Source organism: Actinosynnema pretiosum (assembly GCF_024171695.1).
GTDB lineage: Bacteria > Actinomycetota > Actinomycetes > Mycobacteriales > Pseudonocardiaceae > Actinosynnema > Actinosynnema pretiosum.
Genome location: NZ_JAMTCF010000012.1, coordinates 46,999 through 67,149, shown reverse-complemented (window position 1 = coordinate 67,149; position 20,151 = coordinate 46,999). Strand labels below are relative to the sequence as shown.

At 73.5% G+C, this 20,151-nt stretch carries 19 protein-coding genes; 11 read left to right on the top strand and 8 right to left on the bottom strand.

Features of this window, described 5'->3' with window-relative positions; translation table 11 throughout:
* Positions 1-232 precede the first annotated feature (232 nt).
* Positions 233-757, top strand: coding sequence for an RNA polymerase sigma factor (locus LV78_RS24045; protein ID WP_253847880.1), 525 nt, complete (start codon positions 233-235; stop codon positions 755-757).
* Positions 754-1,536, top strand: a complete 783-nt coding sequence (locus LV78_RS24040) for a hypothetical protein (RefSeq protein WP_253847879.1) — start codon at positions 754-756, stop codon at positions 1,534-1,536. Before LV78_RS24045 ends, LV78_RS24040 begins: the two co-directional genes overlap by 4 nt.
* Positions 1,537-1,691: 155 nt before the next feature.
* On the opposite strand, the gene pssA is transcribed toward LV78_RS24040, so the two are convergent.
* From pssA to moeA, 4 genes are all read right to left on the bottom strand, one after another.
* Positions 1,692-2,729 carry a CDP-diacylglycerol--serine O-phosphatidyltransferase gene (gene pssA / locus LV78_RS24035; RefSeq protein ID WP_253847878.1) on the bottom strand — a complete coding sequence of 346 codons (1,038 nt, stop codon included), beginning with the start codon at positions 2,727-2,729 and terminating at the stop codon, positions 1,692-1,694.
* Between the two features lie 3 nt (positions 2,730-2,732).
* On the bottom strand, positions 2,733-3,446 hold the full coding sequence (locus LV78_RS24030) for a phosphatidylserine decarboxylase (protein WP_253847877.1): 714 nt from the start codon (positions 3,444-3,446) through the stop codon (positions 2,733-2,735).
* Positions 3,447-3,744: 298 nt separating this feature from the next.
* Complete coding sequence (locus tag LV78_RS24025; protein ID WP_253847876.1) at positions 3,745-5,256, bottom strand: M48 family metallopeptidase; 1,512 nt, start codon at positions 5,254-5,256, stop codon at positions 3,745-3,747.
* 147 nt (positions 5,257-5,403) lie between these two features.
* Entirely contained in the window at positions 5,404-6,609 is a 1,206-nt protein-coding gene (moeA, locus tag LV78_RS24020) for a molybdopterin molybdotransferase MoeA (RefSeq protein WP_253847875.1), read from the bottom strand.
* Positions 6,610-6,678: 69 nt separating this feature from the next.
* On the opposite strand from moeA, the gene LV78_RS24015 reads away from it, so the two are divergent.
* The 4 genes from LV78_RS24015 (at position 6,679) to groL (ending at position 11,074) form a co-directional block, all read left to right on the top strand.
* Complete coding sequence (locus tag LV78_RS24015) at positions 6,679-7,287, top strand: AIM24 family protein (RefSeq protein WP_253848097.1); 609 nt, start codon at positions 6,679-6,681, stop codon at positions 7,285-7,287.
* Between the two features lie 206 nt (positions 7,288-7,493).
* The gene (locus LV78_RS24010) at positions 7,494-7,700 is read left to right on the top strand and encodes a cold-shock protein (protein ID WP_253847874.1); all 207 of its coding nucleotides are present in this window, start codon (positions 7,494-7,496) and stop codon (positions 7,698-7,700) included.
* Positions 7,701-7,847: 147 nt separating this feature from the next.
* Positions 7,848-9,212: a serine/threonine-protein kinase gene (locus LV78_RS24005; RefSeq protein WP_253847873.1), complete on the top strand. Its 1,365-nt coding sequence runs from the start codon at positions 7,848-7,850 to the stop codon at positions 9,210-9,212.
* A 239-nt stretch (positions 9,213-9,451) separates the two neighbouring features.
* The gene (groL, locus tag LV78_RS24000; RefSeq protein ID WP_012783072.1) at positions 9,452-11,074 is read left to right on the top strand and encodes a chaperonin GroEL; all 1,623 of its coding nucleotides are present in this window, start codon (positions 9,452-9,454) and stop codon (positions 11,072-11,074) included.
* 1,013 nt (positions 11,075-12,087) lie between these two features.
* Here the strand turns inward: groL and LV78_RS23995 are convergent.
* On the bottom strand, positions 12,088-12,582 hold the full coding sequence (locus LV78_RS23995) for a carboxypeptidase regulatory-like domain-containing protein (protein WP_253847872.1): 495 nt from the start codon (positions 12,580-12,582) through the stop codon (positions 12,088-12,090).
* Positions 12,579-13,184 (bottom strand): RNA polymerase sigma factor, encoded by a 606-nt coding sequence (locus LV78_RS23990; RefSeq protein ID WP_253847871.1) that lies wholly within the window; start codon positions 13,182-13,184, stop codon positions 12,579-12,581. Before LV78_RS23990 ends, LV78_RS23995 begins: the two co-directional genes overlap by 4 nt.
* A gap of 382 nt (positions 13,185-13,566) precedes the next feature.
* Here LV78_RS23990 and LV78_RS23985 point away from each other — a divergent pair, with 382 nt between their 5' ends.
* From LV78_RS23985 to LV78_RS23965, 5 genes are all read left to right on the top strand, one after another.
* Positions 13,567-14,241 (top strand): copper homeostasis protein CutC, encoded by a 675-nt coding sequence (locus LV78_RS23985; RefSeq protein WP_253847870.1) that lies wholly within the window; start codon positions 13,567-13,569, stop codon positions 14,239-14,241.
* 215 nt (positions 14,242-14,456) lie between these two features.
* Complete coding sequence (locus LV78_RS23980; RefSeq protein ID WP_253847869.1) at positions 14,457-15,731, top strand: extracellular solute-binding protein; 1,275 nt, start codon at positions 14,457-14,459, stop codon at positions 15,729-15,731.
* Positions 15,728-16,639, top strand: coding sequence for a carbohydrate ABC transporter permease (locus LV78_RS23975; protein ID WP_253847868.1), 912 nt, complete (start codon positions 15,728-15,730; stop codon positions 16,637-16,639). The genes LV78_RS23980 and LV78_RS23975 overlap by 4 nt, the downstream gene beginning before the upstream one ends.
* On the top strand, positions 16,636-17,469 hold the full coding sequence (locus tag LV78_RS23970; protein ID WP_253847867.1) for a carbohydrate ABC transporter permease: 834 nt from the start codon (positions 16,636-16,638) through the stop codon (positions 17,467-17,469). Before LV78_RS23975 ends, LV78_RS23970 begins: the two co-directional genes overlap by 4 nt.
* The gene (locus LV78_RS23965) at positions 17,466-18,818 is read left to right on the top strand and encodes a beta-N-acetylhexosaminidase (RefSeq protein ID WP_253847866.1); all 1,353 of its coding nucleotides are present in this window, start codon (positions 17,466-17,468) and stop codon (positions 18,816-18,818) included. The genes LV78_RS23970 and LV78_RS23965 overlap by 4 nt, the downstream gene beginning before the upstream one ends.
* Here the strand turns inward: LV78_RS23965 and LV78_RS23960 are convergent, their stop codons facing one another.
* Positions 18,819-19,073, bottom strand: coding sequence for a PspC domain-containing protein (locus tag LV78_RS23960; protein WP_253847865.1), 255 nt, complete (start codon positions 19,071-19,073; stop codon positions 18,819-18,821).
* Between the two features lie 133 nt (positions 19,074-19,206).
* Positions 19,207-20,148: a protein NO VEIN domain-containing protein gene (locus LV78_RS23955; RefSeq protein WP_253847864.1), complete on the bottom strand. Its 942-nt coding sequence runs from the start codon at positions 20,146-20,148 to the stop codon at positions 19,207-19,209.
* Positions 20,149-20,151 lie beyond the last annotated feature (3 nt).

Genomic DNA, 20,151 nt, shown 5'->3' with positions numbered 1-20,151 from the left:
ACCACGCCCCCAGCCGCCACCGCGCCCCCCGCCCCCGTCAGCCACCCCCGCCCGCACCAGCCGCTCCCCGCCCACACATCCCCGCCCGCGCCACCGGTCCGGGAACCGCGCCCCGCCGCAGCCCTTCCCCTCCTGATCTCCCCTTCGAATCTCCCCTCCGGATCTCCTCGCCGAGCAACCGGAACCGCGCCCCCGCCGGTATCAACCGGGCGACAGCAGGGGAGGCGTACTGGTGGATCGTCAGGACTTCACGCGGATCGCGCGTGAGCGGGCGGTGCCGTGGCGGCGGGTCGCGTACCTCATCTGCGGGGACTGGGGCCGAGCCGAGGACCTCGTGCAGGCGGCCCTCCTGCGCATGTACAAGCACTGGCACCGCATCGAGCCGCGCGGCCTGGAGGCCTACGCGCGCAAGGTGATCTCGCGGCTGGCGCTGGACGAGGCCAAGCGCGCCTCCAAGCGCAAGGAGGTGCTGGGCGAGGTCCCGGACCGCCCGGCCGCGCAGTTCGACGACGAGGTGGACGGCGCCCCCGAGGTGCGGGCCGCGCTCAAGGCCATGCCACCCCGGCAGCGGGCCGTCATCGTCCTGCGCTTCTACGCGGACCTCGACGTGGCGGCGACCGCCAAGGCGCTCGGGATCACCCAGGGCACGGTGAAGTCCCAGTGCTCGCGCGGGCTGGACTCGCTGCGCGAGGCCCTCGGCCCGCACCACGCGGCCCTCGCGACCAGGACCCCGGAGCGGACGGGAGGCAGCAGGTGAACGTGCGCAAGGACTTCTTCGACCACGCCATCGGGAGTGGGGAACCCCCGGTGGAACTGGACTTCGAGGCCATCGAGCAGCGGGGAGCGAACGCCCTGCGCCGCCGCAAGCGGGTCGTCCCCGCGCTGGCCATGGCCGGTGTCGTGGCGGTCGCGGGCGGTGTCATGGCGCTCGCGGCGGGCGTGGGCAGCACGGGCGGCCTGGTCGAGCAGGGCTCGGGCGGTGGCGGTGGCGAACAGCTCTCCTCCACGCCGGCCCCCTCGTCCTCCGCTTCCTCGCACCCCATCTCCCAGGCTGAGCCGACCCCGGCCAGCAGCACGCCGCGCAGCACCCCGCCGCGCAGCGCCCAGCTGCTCCCCCCGAGCACCTCGATCGCCCTTCCCGAGGCCCAGCCCTCGGGCGACTGGACGCAGCTGTCCCTGGTCACCCCGGTCGACGGCAAGGCGCTGATCTGCTTCAGCAGGGCCAGCATGGCCGACTACGACCTTTACCTGGGGTCCGAGAAGCGTGACGCCTACGTGGTGATGACCGTGCCGCCGGTCGCCGGAGCCGAGCGCTCGGCGGGCGCCGACCACTTCACCGCCGCCCTGGAGTCCTGCCGGAAGTCCTGGACCCAGAACACCTACGGGTGGCGCGCGGCGAGCGAGCCCGTCCCCGAGCTGGTCGCCTGCGTCATCGTGCGCCCGCAGAACGGGGCGCACGGCGCGGTGGGCGTCTACCCCGGTGACGACCGGACCTGCCGAGGGCTCGGCTTCCCGACCGCGGCGATCAGGAAGTAGCGCCGGACCCGGCCGCGCACCGGCCCGGGGGCGGTGCGCGGCGCGGAAGAAGGGCCGGGGCGGTGGTCTCCCACCGCCCCGGCCCTTCGGCTTCCCGAACCGATCACCGGCTCACGGACGCGACCTCGCGCGCACCGCCCGGCGCCCGCCCGGACTCACCTGCGCCGCAACCCGAGCTGCCGCCAGGCCCGCCGCCCGCCACCGGCCTCGCGCCGCGACCCTGCGCCGTCCGACCCCGCGCCGTCCGACCCGGTGCCGCTCGACCCCGCGCCGTCCGACCCCGCGCCGTCCGACCCCACCGGGCCGGGCACGCCGCCCGCGTCGATCCGCCTCGGCCGCCGCACGGCCCGCCTGGCCGCGCCCGCGACCCGGTTCCGCATCGGCTGCCGCAGCCCGAGCCGCCGCGCCGCCACCCCGTGCGCCCGCCGGATCGCCCGCCGGTCGGCCGGGGGCACCTCCCAGGCCTCGGGGTGCTTGGCCAGCCACCGGTACCGCCGCACCGCGTACGGCAGGTGCGCCAGGTACACGACCTCGATCACGACCAGCACCGCGAGCGGGAACGTGATCAGCGCCGCCGCGACCAGCGCGACCACCACCAGCAGCGGGGCCACCAACCGCTGCGGCACCTTGATCGTCTTGATGGACAGCGTCGGGATGCGGCTCACCAGCAGCATCGCGACCGTCACCGTCCACACCGCGACCACCGGCGTCGAGGACCACCAGCCGGACCGGCCCAGCTGCTCGTCCAGCGTCAGCGGGAGCAGCAGCAGCAACCCGCCTATGGGCGCGGGCACGCCGACGAAGAACTCCTTGGCGTACGGCGGTTGCTCGACGTCCAGGAGGGTGTTGAACCGCGCCAGCCGCAGCACCATGCACACCGCGAACACCAGCGACACGACCCAGCCGAACCGGTCCGGGTCGAACTTCCACACGTACAGCACCATCGCGGGCGCGACGCCGAACGAGATCGAGTCGGCCAGCGAGTCCAGCTCGGCGCCCATCTTGCTGGTGGCGTCGAGCATCCGGGCGAGCCGCCCGTCGAGCCCGTCGAACAGGGCCGCAGCCGCGATGGAGGCGATCGCCGCCCCGTACATGCCCCTGATCGCGAAGTGCACGGCCGACAGGCCCGCGCACATCGCCAGCACGGTGATGGCGTTCGGCAGCAGCCGGACGCCCGGTGCGGTCGACGCCACGGCTCAGTTCCCCGGCAGCTCGGCGAGGACGGTCTCCCCGCCGATGGTGCGCTGACCCGCCTCGACCAGGACGCGGGACCCGCGCGGCACGTACAGGTCGACGCGCGACCCGAAGCGGATCAGGCCGTAGGTGGAGCCCGCGGCGACGGCGTCGCCCTCGGACACCTCGCACACGATGCGCCGGGCGACCAGGCCCGCGATCTGCACGACGACGATCTCGTGGCCCTCCTCGGAGGTCAGCCACACCGTGTTGCGCTCGTTCTCCTCGCTGGCCTTGTCCAGGTCGGCGGAGAGGAACTTGCCCGCGTGGTAGGAGACCTGGCGGACGACGCCGGTCACCGGGACGCGCTGCACGTGCACGTCGAACACCGACAGGAACACGCTGATCCGCGTCATCGGCTCGGCGCCCAGGCCCAGCTCGGCGGGCGGCAGCGCCTCGACGACGTGCGACACGGTGCCGTCGGCGGGCGCGATCGCCAGGCCCGCGCGGGTGGGGGTGGTGCGCTTGGGCTCGCGGAAGAACCACGCGACCCACGCGGTCACCAGCGCGCCGACGACACCGGCGGGCTTGGAGATCCGGCGCAGCAGGAGCGTCGCCGCCGCCGCGCCTGCGACGAACGGGCGGCCCGCGGGGTGCATCGGGGGGACGATCCCCTTGGCGAGCTCGATGAAGTGGGAAACGGCACCACTGTTGTGCTTGTCGCGATCGACCGTCATGTCTCTTCCGATGTGTGGGCGTGGTTCCGCCACACGCTACGCGGTCTGCCCCGGAACGTCCGGGTTGCCCGTGCGCCCCCGACGAACGCACGGGCAATCGGACTGGCAAGTGGTACGGCCGTATCGCAGAGTGTAATTCAGATCACAATGCATGTTCCATCGTTGAATATGAGCCCTCGGTCACACCCGGTCGGACGCACGCGCCGAGGGCCCCTCCCACACCGGGTCAACCGGATCAGCCGGGCCAGCCAGGTCAGCCGGATCAGCCGGATCAGCCAAGTCGGCCGGGTCAGCCGGATCAGGCGGTCGGCGCGACCGAGTCCTTGGTGATCCGCTGCACCCTGGTCACCTGCGCGCGCCGCGTCCCGAGCACGTCCGCCGACCGCTTCCACGCCAGCGCCGCCGCCTCCGGCCCGTCCAGCACCTCGGCGAACAGGGGCGGCCCGTCGACGGCGCGCCCGTCCTCCAGCCGCACCACCCACTGCTTGCCCCAGTCCGCCGCGTACGCGCCGACCCCGGCGGCCACCAGCTCGTGCTCCAGCACCGCCCCGAGCAGCCCGGCCAGCACCTGCGCCCGCTGGTCCTCGGGCACCTCGCCGCCCAGCAGCTCCGCCGACAGCAGGTGCCCCAGCAGCTCGTCCCGGTGCGCGGGCGAGGCCAGCGCGGCCAGCGCGTCGTCCAGCGACACCTCGCCCGCCAGACCGGCCCGCGCGCCCGCGACGGCCAGCAGCTCGGCCCGCCGCTCCCCGTGCTCCTTCGCGAGGACGCCCACCACCTCGTCCCAGTCGGCGGACGGCCCGAACCCGCCACCCACCATGATCGAGCGCTCCAGGTCGGTGGTCGCCCCGCTCAGCAGCGCCCACGCCGGGCGGTCGTCCCGCTCGACCTCGGGCGAGGGCAGCGCCTCCATCCGGCCGACCCGCTCGCGCACCGGCGGGTGGCTGTCGAACACCGACTCCGGCTCGCGCGCCAGCAGCTCGGCCCGCGCCCCGTCCATCCGCTCCCGCCGCTCCGGGTCGGACAGGTAGGCGTGGAACCCGGCCATCACCGGCGGCGTCAGCTCGGCCCGCGCGCCCAGGGACAGGAACTGCGCCTGGTAGCCGTTCCACGCCGCGCCGAGCACCGGCAGCTTCCGCAGCGCCGACTGGGCGGCCTCGCGCCCGGCGGCGGTCACCGACGCGGTGTCGGCGTCCAGCTCCTGCCTGCGGTTCACCGACGCGGCCACCCGCGCGTAGAGCTTCGCGTACCAGCCGAACGGGCGCTGGAGGAACGTGTCGTCCAGGCCGTCGACCACGTGCGCCAGCGCCTCCTTGGCGCGGTAGGTCAGCGCGGACAGCTTGGTGTGCCCGCCGCCGTAGTGGCCCAGCTCGTGCGCCAGCACCGACCGCAGCTCGCTCGCGGTCAGCCCGGCCAGCAGCGGCAGGCCGATCAGCATGGTCCGGCGGCCCGCGCGCAGGCCCAGCATCGGCGCCTGCTCGGACACGGCCGCGTTGACCGCCCCGATCAGCCGGATCTCGTCCGGACCCCTGGTGCCCGCGACGGCGGCCAGCTCGTCCACGGTCGCCCACAGCTCGGGCTGCTCCTCGCGGGTGAGCGGGGCGCCCTCGACCTCGTCGCGCGCCTTGAGCGCCTTGTAGAGGGCGCTGACCAGGATCAGGACCAGCGGGACCGCGATGAGCGCGATCTTGATCGCGTTGAACTCGCGGCCTGTCATGAAGCCGTACACGGTGAGCGCGCACAGCCCGACGGTGAGCGCGGTGAAGAGGACGAAGAAGCCGATCAGCAAGCCGACGGCGAGAACCGCGCGCATGGCAATCCCTCAGTGGGTGGAGAAGGCCCGCCCCCCTGGCGGGCGGCGGCACGGTAGCACGCGCCCGACGCAGGTCACACCCCATATACGAAGATCATTCAGAAGCCGTGGGGAGGCGTGCCGCGCACCCTTATAAGGGGGAGTACCTCAGAGCAGCCGGACCAGCACCTCGGCGCCGTCCGCCAGCTCGTCGACCTCGGCGGGCACCTCGATCAGGCAGTTGCTCAGCGCCAGCGACGACAGCAGGTGCGACCCCGGCCCGCCCACCGGCGTCACCACCTGGCCCGAGCCCGCGTCGTACGCCCCGCGCCGGAACTGCGTCTTCCCCGACGGCGCGGTGATCGACCCGCGCAGCCGCGCCACCGCCGTCGGCCGCTCCGCGTCCGCGAACCCCATCGCCGCCCGCAGCGCGGGCCGCACGAACACCTCGAACGACACCTGCGCGCTCACCGGGTTCCCCGGCAGCGTCGCCACCGGCACCCCCAGGTACCGGCCCGACCCCTGCGGCCCGCCCGGCTGCATCGCCACCTTGGTGAACTCCACGCCCCGCCCGGTCAGCGCGTCCTTGACCACCTCGTACGCGCCCGCGCTCACCCCGCCGGAGGTCAGCAGCAGGTCGAACTCACCGATCCGCTCCTCCACCACCGCCCGGAACCGCGCCACGTCGTCCGGCACGAACCGCAGCTGCTCGGCCTCGCCGCCCGCCTCGCGCACCGCCGCCGCCAGCATCAGCCCGTTCGACTCGTAGATCTGCCCCGGCAGCAGCGGCTCGCCCGGCGCCACCAGCTCCGACCCGGTCGACAGCACCAGCACCCGCAACCGCCTGCGCACCGGCAGCACCGGGATGCCCAGCGCGGACACCAGCCCCAGCTGCGCGGCCCCCAGCACCCGGCCCACCCGCAGCGCCACCTCGCCGACCTTGACGTCGTCCTCGGCCCGCCGCACGTTCTGCCCGAGCCGCACGCCCCGGTCGACCCGCACCGACTCCACGCCCGCGTCGGTCCACTCGACCTGCACGACCGCGTCCGCGCCCGGCGGCACCGGCGCGCCGGTCATGATCCGGTGCGCGGTCCCCGGCTCCAGCGGGACCACGTCCACCCGCCCGGCCGGGATGTCCTCCGGCACCGGCAGCACCACCGGCAGCTCGGCCAGGTCCGCGACCCGCACCGCGTAGCCGTCCATCGCCGAGTTGTCGAACGGCGGCAGCGCCACCGGGGCCACCGCATCTGAGGCCAGCACCAGCCCGAGGCAGTCGGCCAGCGGCAGTTCGACCACCGGCGCGACGCCGATCAGATCGGCGATGCGGGCCTTGTGAGCAGCGACTCCGGTCAACGCGTTGGACACGCCGACCATCCTCCCCCTCTCGTGCGAGACTGCACGAACCGGCCGGGTGAGGGGCCGGGTGACAGGGGGATGACCACAGTGCAGGTGCGGACCAGGCACACGCCCGGCTACGGCGTGGCGCGGCTGCTGCTCGCCCCGGCCGAGCCGGTCCTCGTGGAGCGCGGCTCCGTGCTCGGGACCAGCTACGGCGTCGGCTTCGACACCCGCACCAAGGGCAAGGGCGTGCGCGCCGCGCTGTGCACCTCCGGCCCCGAGGGCGGCTGGGTGGACGTCGTCCCCGGCGTGCCCGGCGACCTGCACGTGGTCGACCTGGACGGCAAGTCCGGCTGGTGCTTCGCGGGCGACGCCTGGCTGGCCTGCGCCAGCACCGTCGGCCTCGACCCGGCCGCGCCGCCCCTGCGCGCGCTGCACGGCGGCGACGCGGGCTTCCTCAACTACGCCTACGGCACCGGCCCGCTCGTGCTGGCCTGCGCGGGCGCCGTCGACGTCGTCACCCTCGAACCCGGCGAGCTGGTCACCCTGCACAGCGGCCACGTGCTCGCCTTCGCCGACACCGTCCAGTGCAGGCTCCGCGCGGTCTCCCCGGACCTGCCGCAGTCGGTGCGCGACGGCACCGGCCTCGCGCTCGACTTCGCAGGCCCCGGCCTCGTCCTCACCAGGACCCGCAACCCGCGCCGCAGGTCCTGAGCGCCGGGCGACCGCCCGCCCGGCGACCTCGCCCGACCGCCCACCCGACCCGACGGTGTTACCCGACCGCGTTGCGGGACAGCGTTGCGGGACAACGGACTCAGCGCGACCGCTTGACCCCGTAAGACTCCGTAAGGAGGTATCCCGAGCGCGCTCCGCACCTCTAGCGTGGCGCTTTGCTCAGGTATTTCTCGAAGGAGGACGTCTTGGCTGTCGGCACGGTCAAGTGGTTCAACTCGGAGAAGGGGTACGGCTTCATCGCCGCCGACGGCGGGCCGGACGTCTTCGTCCACTACTCGGCGATCGTGATGGACGGGTTCCGCACGCTCGCGGAGGGCGACCGGGTGGAGTTCGAGATCCAGGCGGGCCGCGACGGCCGCAGCCAGGCCTCGGACGTCCGCAAGGCGTCCTGACGCCCGCCCGGCCCGCCCGCCGGGTGGGCCGGGCGTCCCGCCGGTTCCCGGCGGTGGCGGAGCCGGGGAGGGTGATCTCGTGGGGACGGACGCCGTTTGCACGGGACTGGGCGCGGGCGGTGCCGCTCGCGGGTTAGGCTGCCTCGCGTGTCGGAGGACCTGAGCGGACGGCGGTTGGGGCACTACCGGATCGACGGGGTGCTCGGTCGCGGTGGCATGAGCGTCACCTACAAGGCCACGGACGTCAGGCTCGGCCGCAAGGTGGCGCTGAAGGTCATCGGCGAGCACCTGACGGCGGACGCCGAGTTCCGCGAGCGCTTCGTGGACGAGGCCCGCAACACCTCGGCCATCGACCACGCCAACATCGTCCCCCTGTACGACTTCGACGAGGTCGACGGGCTGCTGTACATCGCCATGCGGCTGGTGGACGGCCAGGACCTCGCCACCCACATCAAGGACGGGCCCCTCGCGCCCGCGCGCGCCCTCGTGCTGCTGGAGCAGGTCGCCGAGGCGCTGGACATGCTGCACGGCAAGGGCCTGGTGCACCTGGACGTGAAGCCGGCGAACGTGCTGGTCACCACGAAGGAGGCCACCCGCGAGCACGTGTACCTGGCCGACTTCGGCCTCACCCGGCGCGGCGCGACCGGCCACCGCACCCGCACCGGCGACTTCCTCGGCTCGCCCACCTACGCCGCGCCCGAGCACCTGCGCGGCGAGCCGCTCGACGGCCGCACCGACCAGTACGCGCTCGCCTGCATGGTGTTCGCCTGCCTGACCGGCCGCCCGCCGTTCCAGGGCGGCGTGCAGGACGTCATCCAGGGCCACCTCGGCTCGGAGATCCCGCCGATCACCTCGCTGGTGGCGCTGCCGCCCGCCGTGGACGACGTGCTGCGCAAGGGCACCTCGAAGGACCCGGCGCAGCGGTTCGCGACCTGCCACGAGTTCATCACCGCCGTCACCGCCGCGCTCGGCCAGGCCGCGCAGCAGAGCACCCCGCCCCGCCCGGCGGGCGCGCCCGCCCCGCCGCAGCCGCACGTCGGGCAGCCGCACGTCGGCCCCGCCAGCGGCGGCTTCCCCGCGCAGCAGGGCGGCTACCCGCAGCGCCCCGGCTACCCGCAGCAGCACCAGCAGCAGTACCCGCCGTCGGAGCCGGTCCGGCTGCGCCCGCCGACGCCGGTCGGGGTGAGCGCGTTCTCGGACACCAAGCAGCCGAGGCCCGCGTGGTTCGCGCCCGCCGTCGCGGGCGCGATCGCGGTGGTGGTGATCATCGTCCTGGTGCTGGTCCTCAAGCCCGAGGACGAGCCGACCCGCCCGCCGTCGAGCCTGCCCGCGTCGTCCGGCCCCGCCGTGCCCGGCCAGGCCTCGGCGAGCGCCGTCCCGGCAGGCGCTGTCCCGGCCGACGCTGTCCCGTCCGGCGCCGTCCCGGTGAGCGCCGCCCTGCCGGGTGGCGCGGGGGCCCCGTCCGCCGTGATCGGTGACGCCGAGTCGCCGTCCGTTCCCCCGTCCGCCTGATAGACGCCTCTCCCTGAGCTGCGGTTCTTGCACTCTCCGGTGGTGAGTGCTAAACACGAACCTGGCACTCGGCACTGCTGAGTGCCAGCACAAGCAGGCTGGGACGGTGAGGCCGAGCTCCTCCGGGGGCGGGGTCGTCCGTCGCGGGCACCGATGTCCTGGCCGAAGCACCGTGTTCCGCTGCGGGCGCACGCCCGCAGTGGTCCCCAGTACGCAATCAGGCGGAGGAACACACCGCAATGGCCAAGATGATCGCCTTCGACGAGGATGCCCGCCGCGGTCTTGAGCGAGGCATGAACATCCTCGCGGACGCCGTCAAGGTGACGCTGGGTCCCAAGGGCCGCAACGTCGTGCTCGAGAAGAAGTGGGGTGCGCCGACGATCACCAACGACGGCGTCTCCATCGCCAAGGAGATCGAGCTCGAGGACCCGTGGGAGAAGATCGGGGCCGAGCTCGTCAAGGAAGTGGCGAAGAAGACCGACGACGTCGCGGGTGACGGCACCACGACCGCCACCGTGCTCGCCCAGGCCCTGGTCCGCGAGGGCCTGCGCAACGTGGCCGCAGGCGCCAACCCGCTGGGCCTCAAGCGCGGCATCGAGAAGGCCGTCGAGGCCGTCACGGAGCAGCTGCTGAAGACCGCCAAGGAGGTCGAGACCAAGGAGCAGATCGCCGCCACGGCGTCCATCTCCGCGGGCGACTCGACCATCGGCGAGCTCATCGCCGAGGCCATGGACAAGGTCGGCAAGGAAGGCGTCATCACCGTCGAGGAGAGCAACGCTCTCGGGCTCGAGCTCGAGCTCACCGAGGGCATGCGCTTCGACAAGGGCTACATCTCCGGCTACTTCGTCTCCGACCCGGAGCGCCAGGAGGCCGTGCTGGAGGACCCGTACATCCTCCTCTACGGCTCCAAGATCGCCTCGGTCAAGGACCTGCTGCCGCTGCTCGAGAAGGTCATGCAGAGCGGCAAGCCGCTGCTGATCATCTCCGAGGACGTCGAGGGCGAGGCCCTGGCGACCCTGGTGGTCAACAAGATCCGCGGCACCTTCAAGTCCGTCGCCGTCAAGGCGCCCGGCTTCGGCGACCGCCGCAAGGCCATCCTGCAGGACATCGCGATCCTGACCGGCGGCCAGGTCATCACCGAGGACGTCGGCCTCAAGCTGGACACCGCGGACCTGTCCCTGCTGGGCAAGGCCCGCAAGGTCGTCGTCACCAAGGACGAGACCACCGTGGTCGAGGGCTCCGGTGACGCCGAGCAGATCCAGGGCCGCGTCAACCAGATCCGCGCCGAGATCGAGAAGTCGGACTCGGACTACGACCGCGAGAAGCTCCAGGAGCGCCTGGCCAAGCTCGCCGGTGGTGTCGCGGTCATCAAGGCAGGCGCCGCCACCGAGGTCGAGCTCAAGGAGCGCAAGCACCGCATCGAGGACGCGGTGCGCAACGCCAAGGCCGCCGTCGAGGAGGGCATCGTCGCCGGTGGTGGCGTCGCGCTGCTCCAGGCCGCCGAGGCCGCCTTCGCGGGCCTGAAGCTCGAGGGCGACGAGGCGACCGGCGCCAACATCGTCAAGGTGGCCGTCGAGGCCCCGCTGAAGCAGATCGCCGTGAACGCCGGCCTCGAGGGCGGCGTCGTGGTGGAGAAGGTCAAGGGCCTCCCCGTCGGCCACGGCCTCAACGCCGCCACCGGCGTGTACGAGGACCTGCTCGCCGCGGGCGTCCCGGACCCGACCAAGGTGACCCGTTCCGCGCTGCAGAACGCCGCCTCGATCGCCGCGCTGTTCCTCACCACCGAGGCCGTCGTGGCCGACAAGCCGGAGAAGGCGGGCGCGGCTCCGGCCATGCCCGACGCCGGCGGCATGGACTTCTGAGTTCCCCACGGGAAACCGGAAGCACATCAGCCAGACCACCGGAGTGCCCGGTCCGCCTCGGCGGGCCGGGCACTCCGGCGTTGTGGGCGGCGGCGACGGGCGCGGCACGCGCTTCCAGCTCACGCCGCGCACCGGATGTCGCACGCCTCGCAGCTCGCGTTGAACGCCCCGCGCCCACGCCTCGTGCCGGATGCCCGCGCCGGATGCCGCGCTCCACGGCTCGCGCTGAATGCCTCGCGCTCACGCCTCGCGGGGGATGCCCCGCGCTCACGCCTCGCGGGGGATGCCCCGTGCCGGATGCCGCGCTCCGCGGCTCGCGCCGAACGCCTCGCGCACACGCCTCACACGGGATGCCGAACGCCACGCGCCCACGGCTCACGCCGAACGCCTCGCGCACACGCCTCACGGCGGGTGCCGCACGCCCCCCGCCCCGCGCCTCAGCCCTGCACTCCCCGCCCCCACACCTTGCGGCTCACGCCTCGCGCGCGCGCCCCACGACCTTGCGCCCCACGCCCTGCGGTTCGCGTCGCACGCCTCGCGCTGGATGGGCGCACTCCCCGTCCCGCGTCATGCCCAGCGGTCCCGTCCCGCGCCTCAGCCCTGCGGCTCCTGCCTCGTGTTCTCGCGCCTCGTCGCCGGTCTGCCCGGTCCACGTTCCACCGTTGCGGAAAGCGCTTTCCGACCGGCCGGGAAACCCACCGGTCCGGTGTGCTCGACCACCGGCGGTCCAGGAGGGACGTCATCGCTGAAGACCGCCACCGACCAACCCCCGACGCCGGTCCAGTCGGAGCGCCCGCCGCTCTTTGACGAGGCGCTTCCTTTGACCGGTGTCCTGCCCTGCTGCCCTGCTCGCCGCGCCCTGCTCGTCGTGCCCCGCCAGTCGTGCCCCGCCCCGTCGCCCGCTGTCCGGCACGCGCCACGCGCCGCTCACCACTCACCACGCACTGCCCGTTGCCCGTTGCCCACTGCCCGCTGTCCGTCGGCCCCCCGACCGCGGTTCAGTCCCTCCCCGGCTACAAGACGATCGTCGGCGTGACGACGGTCTTCCCCGCCACGCCCGAGCGGTCGACCAGGTGCACGACGATCTGCGTGGTCCCGGCGGGCACGTCCGACACCACGAACCGGCCCACGTCGTCGGCCTTGGTCGTGGTCGAGCCGTGGTCCGCGACCCTGACCTCCACCGTGTGCTCCCCGGCGGGCACCAGCCACCCGTCGATCCGGTGCCTGGCCCCCATGGACGTGAAGTTCACCATCAGGGTCAGGTCGTCGACCGTGAACGTGATCGTCCCCTGCTGCCCGACGCCCCTGACCCCGCTGAGCGGCGCGGACCGCTCCCAGCGGGCGACCTCGACGTCCAAATCCTCCAGCGCCACGGCGAACTGGACGCGCTCCACCAGGCTGGCGGGTGGCGGGTCCAGCTCGTACACCAGTCGCCGCAGCTCGGCGAGGACTGCGGTGTCCTCGTTGTTCCCTCTGTGGTCATCGCGCGGATCGATGTCGTTGTTCACCGCGATCCTCCTTCCGCTTCGAGATGACCCCGCAGCGTGCTCAAGCACCGACCCCTGGTGGGGCCGATGCTGCCGCGGGGCATGGACATTGCATCCGCCACCGCGCGGTACTCCGCCCGCCCGGCGAGGACGGTGAGCCGCAGCAGCTCCTGGCACCGCTGCGACAGCTTGCCGAAGGCGCGCCACAAGCGCTGGTCGCGATCGTCGACCAGCGCGGCGTCCTCGGGCAGTCCCAAGTAGCTCTCCTGCTGCTCCGCCATCTCGTCGGACAGCGAGGTCTCGCGCCGGTTGGGCGTCCAGGTCCGCTGCGCCTCGCGGCGCGTCGTGACCACCAGCCACCCGGCCAGCGCCCTGGGCTGGGCGATCTGCGCCAGGTTGCGCAGCAGCGCCAGCCACACGGTCTGGACGACGTCCTCGGCTGTGCTCCGCTCCAGGCCGTGCCCCCGTGCCACGTGCCAGACCAGCGGGGTCAGGTCGTCGATGAGCACGTTCAACGCCCGGCGATCACCCGAGCGGGCGGCCACGAAGCAGACCTCGTGCCGATCCGCGCCGTCGAGCCCCTCCCACGGTGGGCGTTCACCGGTCATGCGCAGCTCACCCACGCCGCCACCTCCTCCTCGCACTGCCCCCAGCCCGGTCCGATCGTCACACACCCCGGCCCCCGGAACGGCGGGGCGGCCCGCACTGCCCCCCTGGCAGCGCGGACCACCGCCGCAGCGGGCGCGGCCCGGCAGACACCCCTCGAAGTCGACCGGTCCCGCACCTCATCTCCCCCCTCAGGCATCTCCCCCCTCGGCGACCACCTGCGGTCACCAGTTAAGGAGCGGGTGGTTCCGAGCTGGATACGTCCCTTTTCATCCACAGTGCTCCGTCCACCCTTTCGAGTGAACTTCCCGCAGTTCAGCGGTGCTGTCGGGCTCTTGTCCACAGTTTTCCCACGGGCGCGCCCCGCCGTTCCTTGCGCCAGGACCTATGGTCTAGACCATGTTGGAGATCATCGCCCTGACCCCGGCGGACGCGGCTGCTGCCCAGTCGGGTGGCGCGGACCGCCTGGAGCTGGTGGCGGACATGGCGTCGGACGGCCTGACCCCGCCCGTCGAGCTGCTCCGCGACGTGCTGTCCACGACGGACCTGCCGGTGCGCGTGATGCTGCGCGACGCGCCGGGCTTCGCGCCCGCCGACCTGCCCGCCCTGCGGCGCGCGGCGGCCCGGCTGCGGGAGGCGGGCGCGAGCGAGTTCGTGCTCGGCTTCCTCGGCGGCGGGGGAGCGGTCGACCGGGAGGCGTGCGCGGACCTGCTGGCGGAGCTGGAGGGCTGCGCCTGGACGTTCCACCGCGCGCTCGACAACGCGACCGACCCGGAAGCGGCCTGGCCGGTCGCGGTCGGGCTCGGCTGCGACACCGTGCTGGCGGCGGGCAGCGCGCGGGGCGTGGCGGCGGGCGTCCCCGTGCTGGAGCGCCTCGCGGCGCGGCAGGCGGCGGACGGCGTGCGCCTGCTGGTGGGCGGCGGGCTGAAGCGCGAGCACGTGCCGGGACTGGCGCGGGCGGGCGTGACGTCGTTCCACGTGGGCGGCGCGGTCCGCGCGCAGGGCTGGGACGGGCCGGTGTCCGCGCCGCTGGTCCGGGAGTGGGCCGAGCTGGTGGCGGACGCGCGGGGGTGACCGGGCAAGGGGGCGCCGCCACGTCGACAACAGCGGCGCCCCGCCTCCTCGCCCCGCCTCCTCGTCGGGGCGCCGACCTCCCCGCCCCGAAGCCTCCGCCCCCTCACCCCGCCAATCTGGTCTAGACCTCCCCGCCGTTCGCCCCTAGCATCCCCGTTGCTTCCCATGAAACACGCGTTGCACAGAGCGCAACGTGTCGGAGAAGGGGTTGTCGGATGCGCTTCCTGGTCGCCGCCGCCACGACGGCACTGCTCCTCACCGGCTGCGCGCCGGTCCAGTCCGGTCCCGCCCCCGAGGGCGGCGACGAGCGCGTCGGGCAGCTCCGGGTGTGGCTGTTCGACGAGGTCAACAGAGCGCCCAAGGAAGCCGTCGTCGCCCGCGCCGTCGCCGAGTTCGAGGCCGCGCACGATGGCGTCACCGTCGACGTCCAGCACATCCAGGTCGCCAGCCGCGCCGAGCGCTTCAAGGCCGCCTTCAGCGACCCCGCCAGCGCCCCCGACGTCGCCGAGTTCGGCAACACCGACCTCGCGGGCTACGTCGCGGGCGGCGGCTTCGCCCCGCTCGACCTCGGCGGCTGGCCCGACGCCGCCGACCTGTCCCCGCAGATCGTCGAGACCGGCGAGGTCGACGGCCAGCTCTACGGCCTGCCCTGGTACGTCGGCGTCCGCGCCCTCTACTACCGCACCGACGTCTTCCGCGAGCTGGGCCTCCAGCCCCCGGCCACCCTGGCCGACCTCGCCCCCACCGCCCGCGCGATCCGCGCCGCCAGGCCCGACCTCCTCGGCATCTCGGCGGGCGGCAAGTACACCTACGGCGCCCTCCCGTTCCTCTGGGCGGCGGGCGGCGACGTCGCGCGCGAGCAGAACGGCGCGCACACCTCCGCCCTCACCACCCCCGAGTCCCTCGCCGGGCTGCGCCGCTACACCGAGCTGCTCGCCGACGACATCTGCCCGCCCTCCCAGTGCGCGGCCAACGGCGGCGACGCCAGCGTCGAGGCGTTCCGCGCGGGCAAGGCCGCCATGGTCATCGGTGGCGACTTCAACCGGAAGTCCGTGGACGACTCCGCCGCCGCGGGCGAGTACGCCGTCGTCCCCCTGCCCGGCGAGACCCCCGGCTCGATCGCCCCGGCGTTCGCGGGCGGCAACCTCCTCGGCGTCCTCAAGGGCACCCAGCGCCGCACCCTCGCCACCGAGTTCGTCCAGCTCCTCGGCGGCAAGCGCTACCAGCGCGAGATGTTCGACGCGATGGGCAACCTGCCCACGTTCACCGACGTGCAGGCCGAGGTCGCCGCCGCGAACCCCGCCCTGGAGCCGTTCACCCGGACCCTGGAGGCGGGCACCCGGTTCGTCCCCGCGACCCCGGACTGGGCCAAGGTCGACGCGCAGGGCGTGCTGCCCACCCTCATCCAGGAGGTCGCCACCGGCGCCAAGGACCTGGAGGCGGCGGCGGCCGACGCGGCGGCCAGGATGAACGACGCCTTCGGCTCATGACCGTCCACAGCGGACGCCGCGACGCCCGGACCGCCCTCGCCTTCCTCGCGCCCGCGCTGCTGGTCCTGGTCGGCCTGCTCGGCTACCCGGTCTACCAGCTCGTCGTCATCTCCCTGTTCGACTACGGCCAGGAGCAGGTCAGCGGCGGAGCCCCGCTCACCTTCCTCGGCCTGGGCAACTACGCGAAGCTCTTGCAGGACAGCAGGTTCTGGTCCGTCCTCGGCCAGACCGCCGGGTTCGCGGCGGTCTGCGTCGGCGGCACCCTGCTGGTCGGCGCGGCGCTCGCCGTCGTCGCCACCAGGGTCCGCCCGTGGGCCAGGGCCCTGCTGTTCCTGACCGCGCTCGGCGCCTGGTCCACCCCGGCCGTCGCGGGCTCCACGATCTGGCTGTTCCTGTTCGACGCGAGCTTCGGCTTCGTCAACGAGGCCCTCACCGCGCTCGGCGTCGAGGGCGCGCGGGACTTCCCGTGGCTGTACGGGAAGTGGACCGCGTTCGGCGTGGTCGCCGCCGAGGTGGTCTGGTGCTCGTTCCCGTTCGTCATGCTCACCCTCTACGCGGGCATCCGCTCGATCCCCGGCGAGGTCCTGGAGGCCGCCGCGCTCGACGGCGCCTCCACCTGGCGCACCGCCCGCAGCGTGGTGCTGCCCCTGCTCCGCCCGCTGCTGGTGATCGTCACCATCCAGTCGGTCATCTGGGACTTCAAGGTCTTCACCCAGGTCTACGTGATGACCAGCGGCGGCGGCATCGCGGGCCGCAACCTGGTGCTCGCCGTGCACGCCTACCAGCAGGCGTTCGCCGCCTCCGAGTACGGCATGGGCGCGGCGATCGGCGTCGTCACCACCGCGCTGCTGCTCCTGCTCACCGCGGGCTACCTGCGGGCGCTGCGCCGGGGAGGTGAGCCGCTGTGAGGCGCTGGGTCTGGGAGGCGGTCGCGGTCGCCGCGTCGGTCGTCGTCGCGTTCCCGCTGTACTGGATGGTGCTCACCGCGTTCAAGCCCGCCGCCGAGGTGGTGTCGGCCGAGCCGAGGCCGTGGACGCTCGCCCCGACCCTGGACAGCTTCACCCGCGCCCTCACCGTCGAGAGCTTCGGCCGCTACCTGGCCAACAGCCTCGTCGTCGCGGTCGCGGTGGTGCTGCTGAGCCTGCTGGTGTCGTTCCTGGCCGCCACCGCGCTCACCCGGTTCCGCTTCAGGGGCCGCACCACGATGCTGGTGATGCTGCTGGTGGTGCAGATGGTCCCGGTGGAGGCGCTGACCATCCCGCTGTTCTTCCTGGTGCGCGAGGTGGGGACGGCCGTGCCCGTGCTCGGGCTCAACCACCTCGGCTCGCTCGTGCTGGTGCACCTGGCGTTCAGCCTGCCGTTCGCGATCTGGATGCTGCGCGGCTTCGTCGCGGCCGTGCCGGTCGAGCTGGAGGAGGCGGCGACGCTGGACGGCGCGTCCAGGACCAGGTTCCTGTGGCGGGTGCTGTTCCCGCTGGTGGCCCCCGGACTGGTGGCGACCAGCGCGCTGTCGTTCATCCACGCCTGGAACGACTTCCTGTTCGCCAAGACGTTCATCATCTCCGCAGAGGAGAACCAGACCCTGCCGCTCGCGCTCCAGGTGTTCGTGCGGCCCGATCAGAACGACTGGGGGGCGATCATGGCCGGTTCCACCCTGATGACCTTGCCGGTGCTGGTGTTCTTCGTGCTGGTGCGGCGCAACCTCGTCGGCGGCCTGGCCGGGGCGGTGAAGTCGTGACGCCGCCGCTGCTGCTGCCCGAGCCCGCGTCCGTGGTCCGGGGCGAGGGGACCGTGCCGTGGTCGGCGCCGGTCGTGCGGCGCGCGCCAGGACCACCCGAGGGCTACCGGATCTCCATCTCCGCAGGCGGCATCCACGTCGACGCGTCCGACGACGCCGGCGAGTTCCACGCCCACCAGACCCTGCGCCAGCTGCGCGGCCCCGACGCGTTCCGGGCCGCGCCGATCCGCCCCGACGGGCCGGTGCCGGTGTGCGAGATCGTCGACCACCCGCAGCACCGGTGGCGCGGCTGCATGATCGACGTGGCGCGGCACTTCCTGCCCAAGCACGATTTGCTGCGGTACGTGGACCTGCTGGCCGCGCACAAGCTCAACGTGCTGCACCTGCACCTGACCGACGACCAGGGCTGGCGGGTCGAGTCCGAGCGCTTCCCGAGGCTGCACGAGGTCGGCGGCTGGCGGCCGGACTCGCGGTGGGGCGACCGGCGCGGCGGGCTGAGCACCGGGAGGCCGCACGGCGGGTACTACACGCGCGACGACCTGCGCGAGGTCGTGGCGTACGCGGCGGCGCGGCACGTCGTCGTGGTGCCCGAGATCGACGTGCCGGGGCACTCGCAGGCGGCCATCGCGGCGTACCCGGAGCTGGGCGTCGACGGCGGCGGCGTGTGGACCGACTGGGGCGTGAACCCGCGCGTGCTCAACGGTCGCGAGTCCACAGTGGACTTCTACCGCGCGGTGTTCGACGAGCTGCTGGAGGTGTTCCCCGGCGAGGTGGTCGGCCTTGGCGGTGACGAGGCGCCTGGCGGCGACGGCAGGTTCGTCCGCCTGATCGCGGAGCACCTGGTCGCGCGCGGCCGGAGGCCGCACGGCTGGGACGAGCTGCTGGACGTCGACGGCCTGCCGGAGGAGACGGTCATCGCGGCGTGGCGCTCGGAGGAGGCGGCGCTGCGGGCGCTGGAGCGCGGGCTGGACGTGGTCGCCTGCCCGGAGCGGCACGCGTACCTGGACTACCGCCAGTCCGAGGACGCGGACGAGCCGATCCCGGTGGGCACCGTCCTCACCACCGAGGACGTGCGCGCCTACCGGCCGGTGGCCGGGGTGCTCGGCGCGCAGGCGAACATCTGGACCGAGCACCTGGACACCCCGAGGCGCCTGGACTACGCCGCGTTCCCGAGGCTCTCGGCGTTCGCGGAGGCGGTGTGGAACCCGGCCCCGGTGGACGGGGCCGGGTTCGCGGCGAGGCTGGACGCGCACCTGCCCAGGCTCGCCGCGCTCGGCGTCGAGTACCGGCCGCCGGGCGGACCGCTGCCGTGGCAGCGCCTACCAGGGGTGCCCGGTCACCCGCGCTGATCACGCCTCCTCGGGCACGAGGACCCACGCGGCGAGGTAGAGGATCGCGCCGGCGCCCACGCCGAACAGCGTGGCGGCGACGAGCAGGATGCGGAGCAGGGCGGCGTCGATGCCGAGCATCTTCGCCGCGCCACCGCACACGCCCGCGACCATGCGGTCGGTGCGGCTGCGGCGGAACTGCTTGACCTTGGTGGTGGCCTGGGCGGTGGCCTCGCCGAGCTTGGCGGCGGCGTCGTTGAGAGCGTTGTTCGTCATGGCTCAAGAATGCCCGCCGGGTGGGACGTTGCCATCGGGGTCGGACCCTGACTTCCCCCGGAGCCCAGGGCTCGGGGTCGGGGAAGGGAGGTCAGGGCCGCTCCGCGACGTGCCCGAGCGAGCGCGCCCGGCGTCAGCCGTCGCCCTGCTGCCTGCGGGACCGGTGCGCCAGCTCGGCGAGCCCCGGCACGGAGAAGCCCTCGGCCGGGGTGATGCCCGCAGCCCGCCACGCGGACTTCGGCGGTGTCACCAGCGCGGACTCCGTCCACCGGAATCCCGGCAGGTCGGAGTCGGGGGGAACGGTCGCGATGAGAGCTGCCGAGGAGAGCTCGAAGACGCCGAAGACGTGCGCGGGGGTGATGCGGTCGGCGACCAGCGCCTCGCTGGTGAAGACGACCTGGACGAGCCTCCACTGGGACCCGTGGCGCCTGCACTTGTCGAACTCGTTGCGCGACAGGTGGAAGGTCCCCCGCGTGGTGGAACCAGCGGCCTTGACCTCGATCCGCGAGGAGCGCTCCCCCTCCTGGGCCTCCAGGTCGTAGCCGTAGCTGTCCGAGATCCTGGAGACGTGCAGGACGTCTGCGCCTGACCGCTCCAGGGATCCCAGCACGAACAGCTCGGCGGCCAGCCCGAGCGCCTCCTCGAACGTGCTGTCCTGCCGCCTGGCGGCGTCCCGGACGTCGATCAGGATCTTCTCCAGGTCGGGTTCGAGCCACTGGAGCGCCCGCGCGTCCCCACTGGGGATGTACTCCCGCGCCACCTCGGTGGAGGACACCGCGAGGTTCAACCATGGTGGCGGCGAGGTCGTGAGGACGACCCGCGCTATCCCGAGCAGGGCGGGTCTGCTGGCCGACTCGGACAGCGGGACCAGCTTCGGAGCGAGGGCGATGCGCCCACCCTCCACGCGGACGAGGCCGGACTTGATCAACCACTCCGCGGGGACCGCCAGGTCGACCGCGGCTGCGAGGTGGGTTCGCGGCGTCCGCGCCGCTTCGACCCACTCCTCGACGGAAGCCCGCCGCTTGAGGCGAGCGGCCCTGGCGAGCAGGAAGATCCCGTAGGCGAAACCGTGCACGGG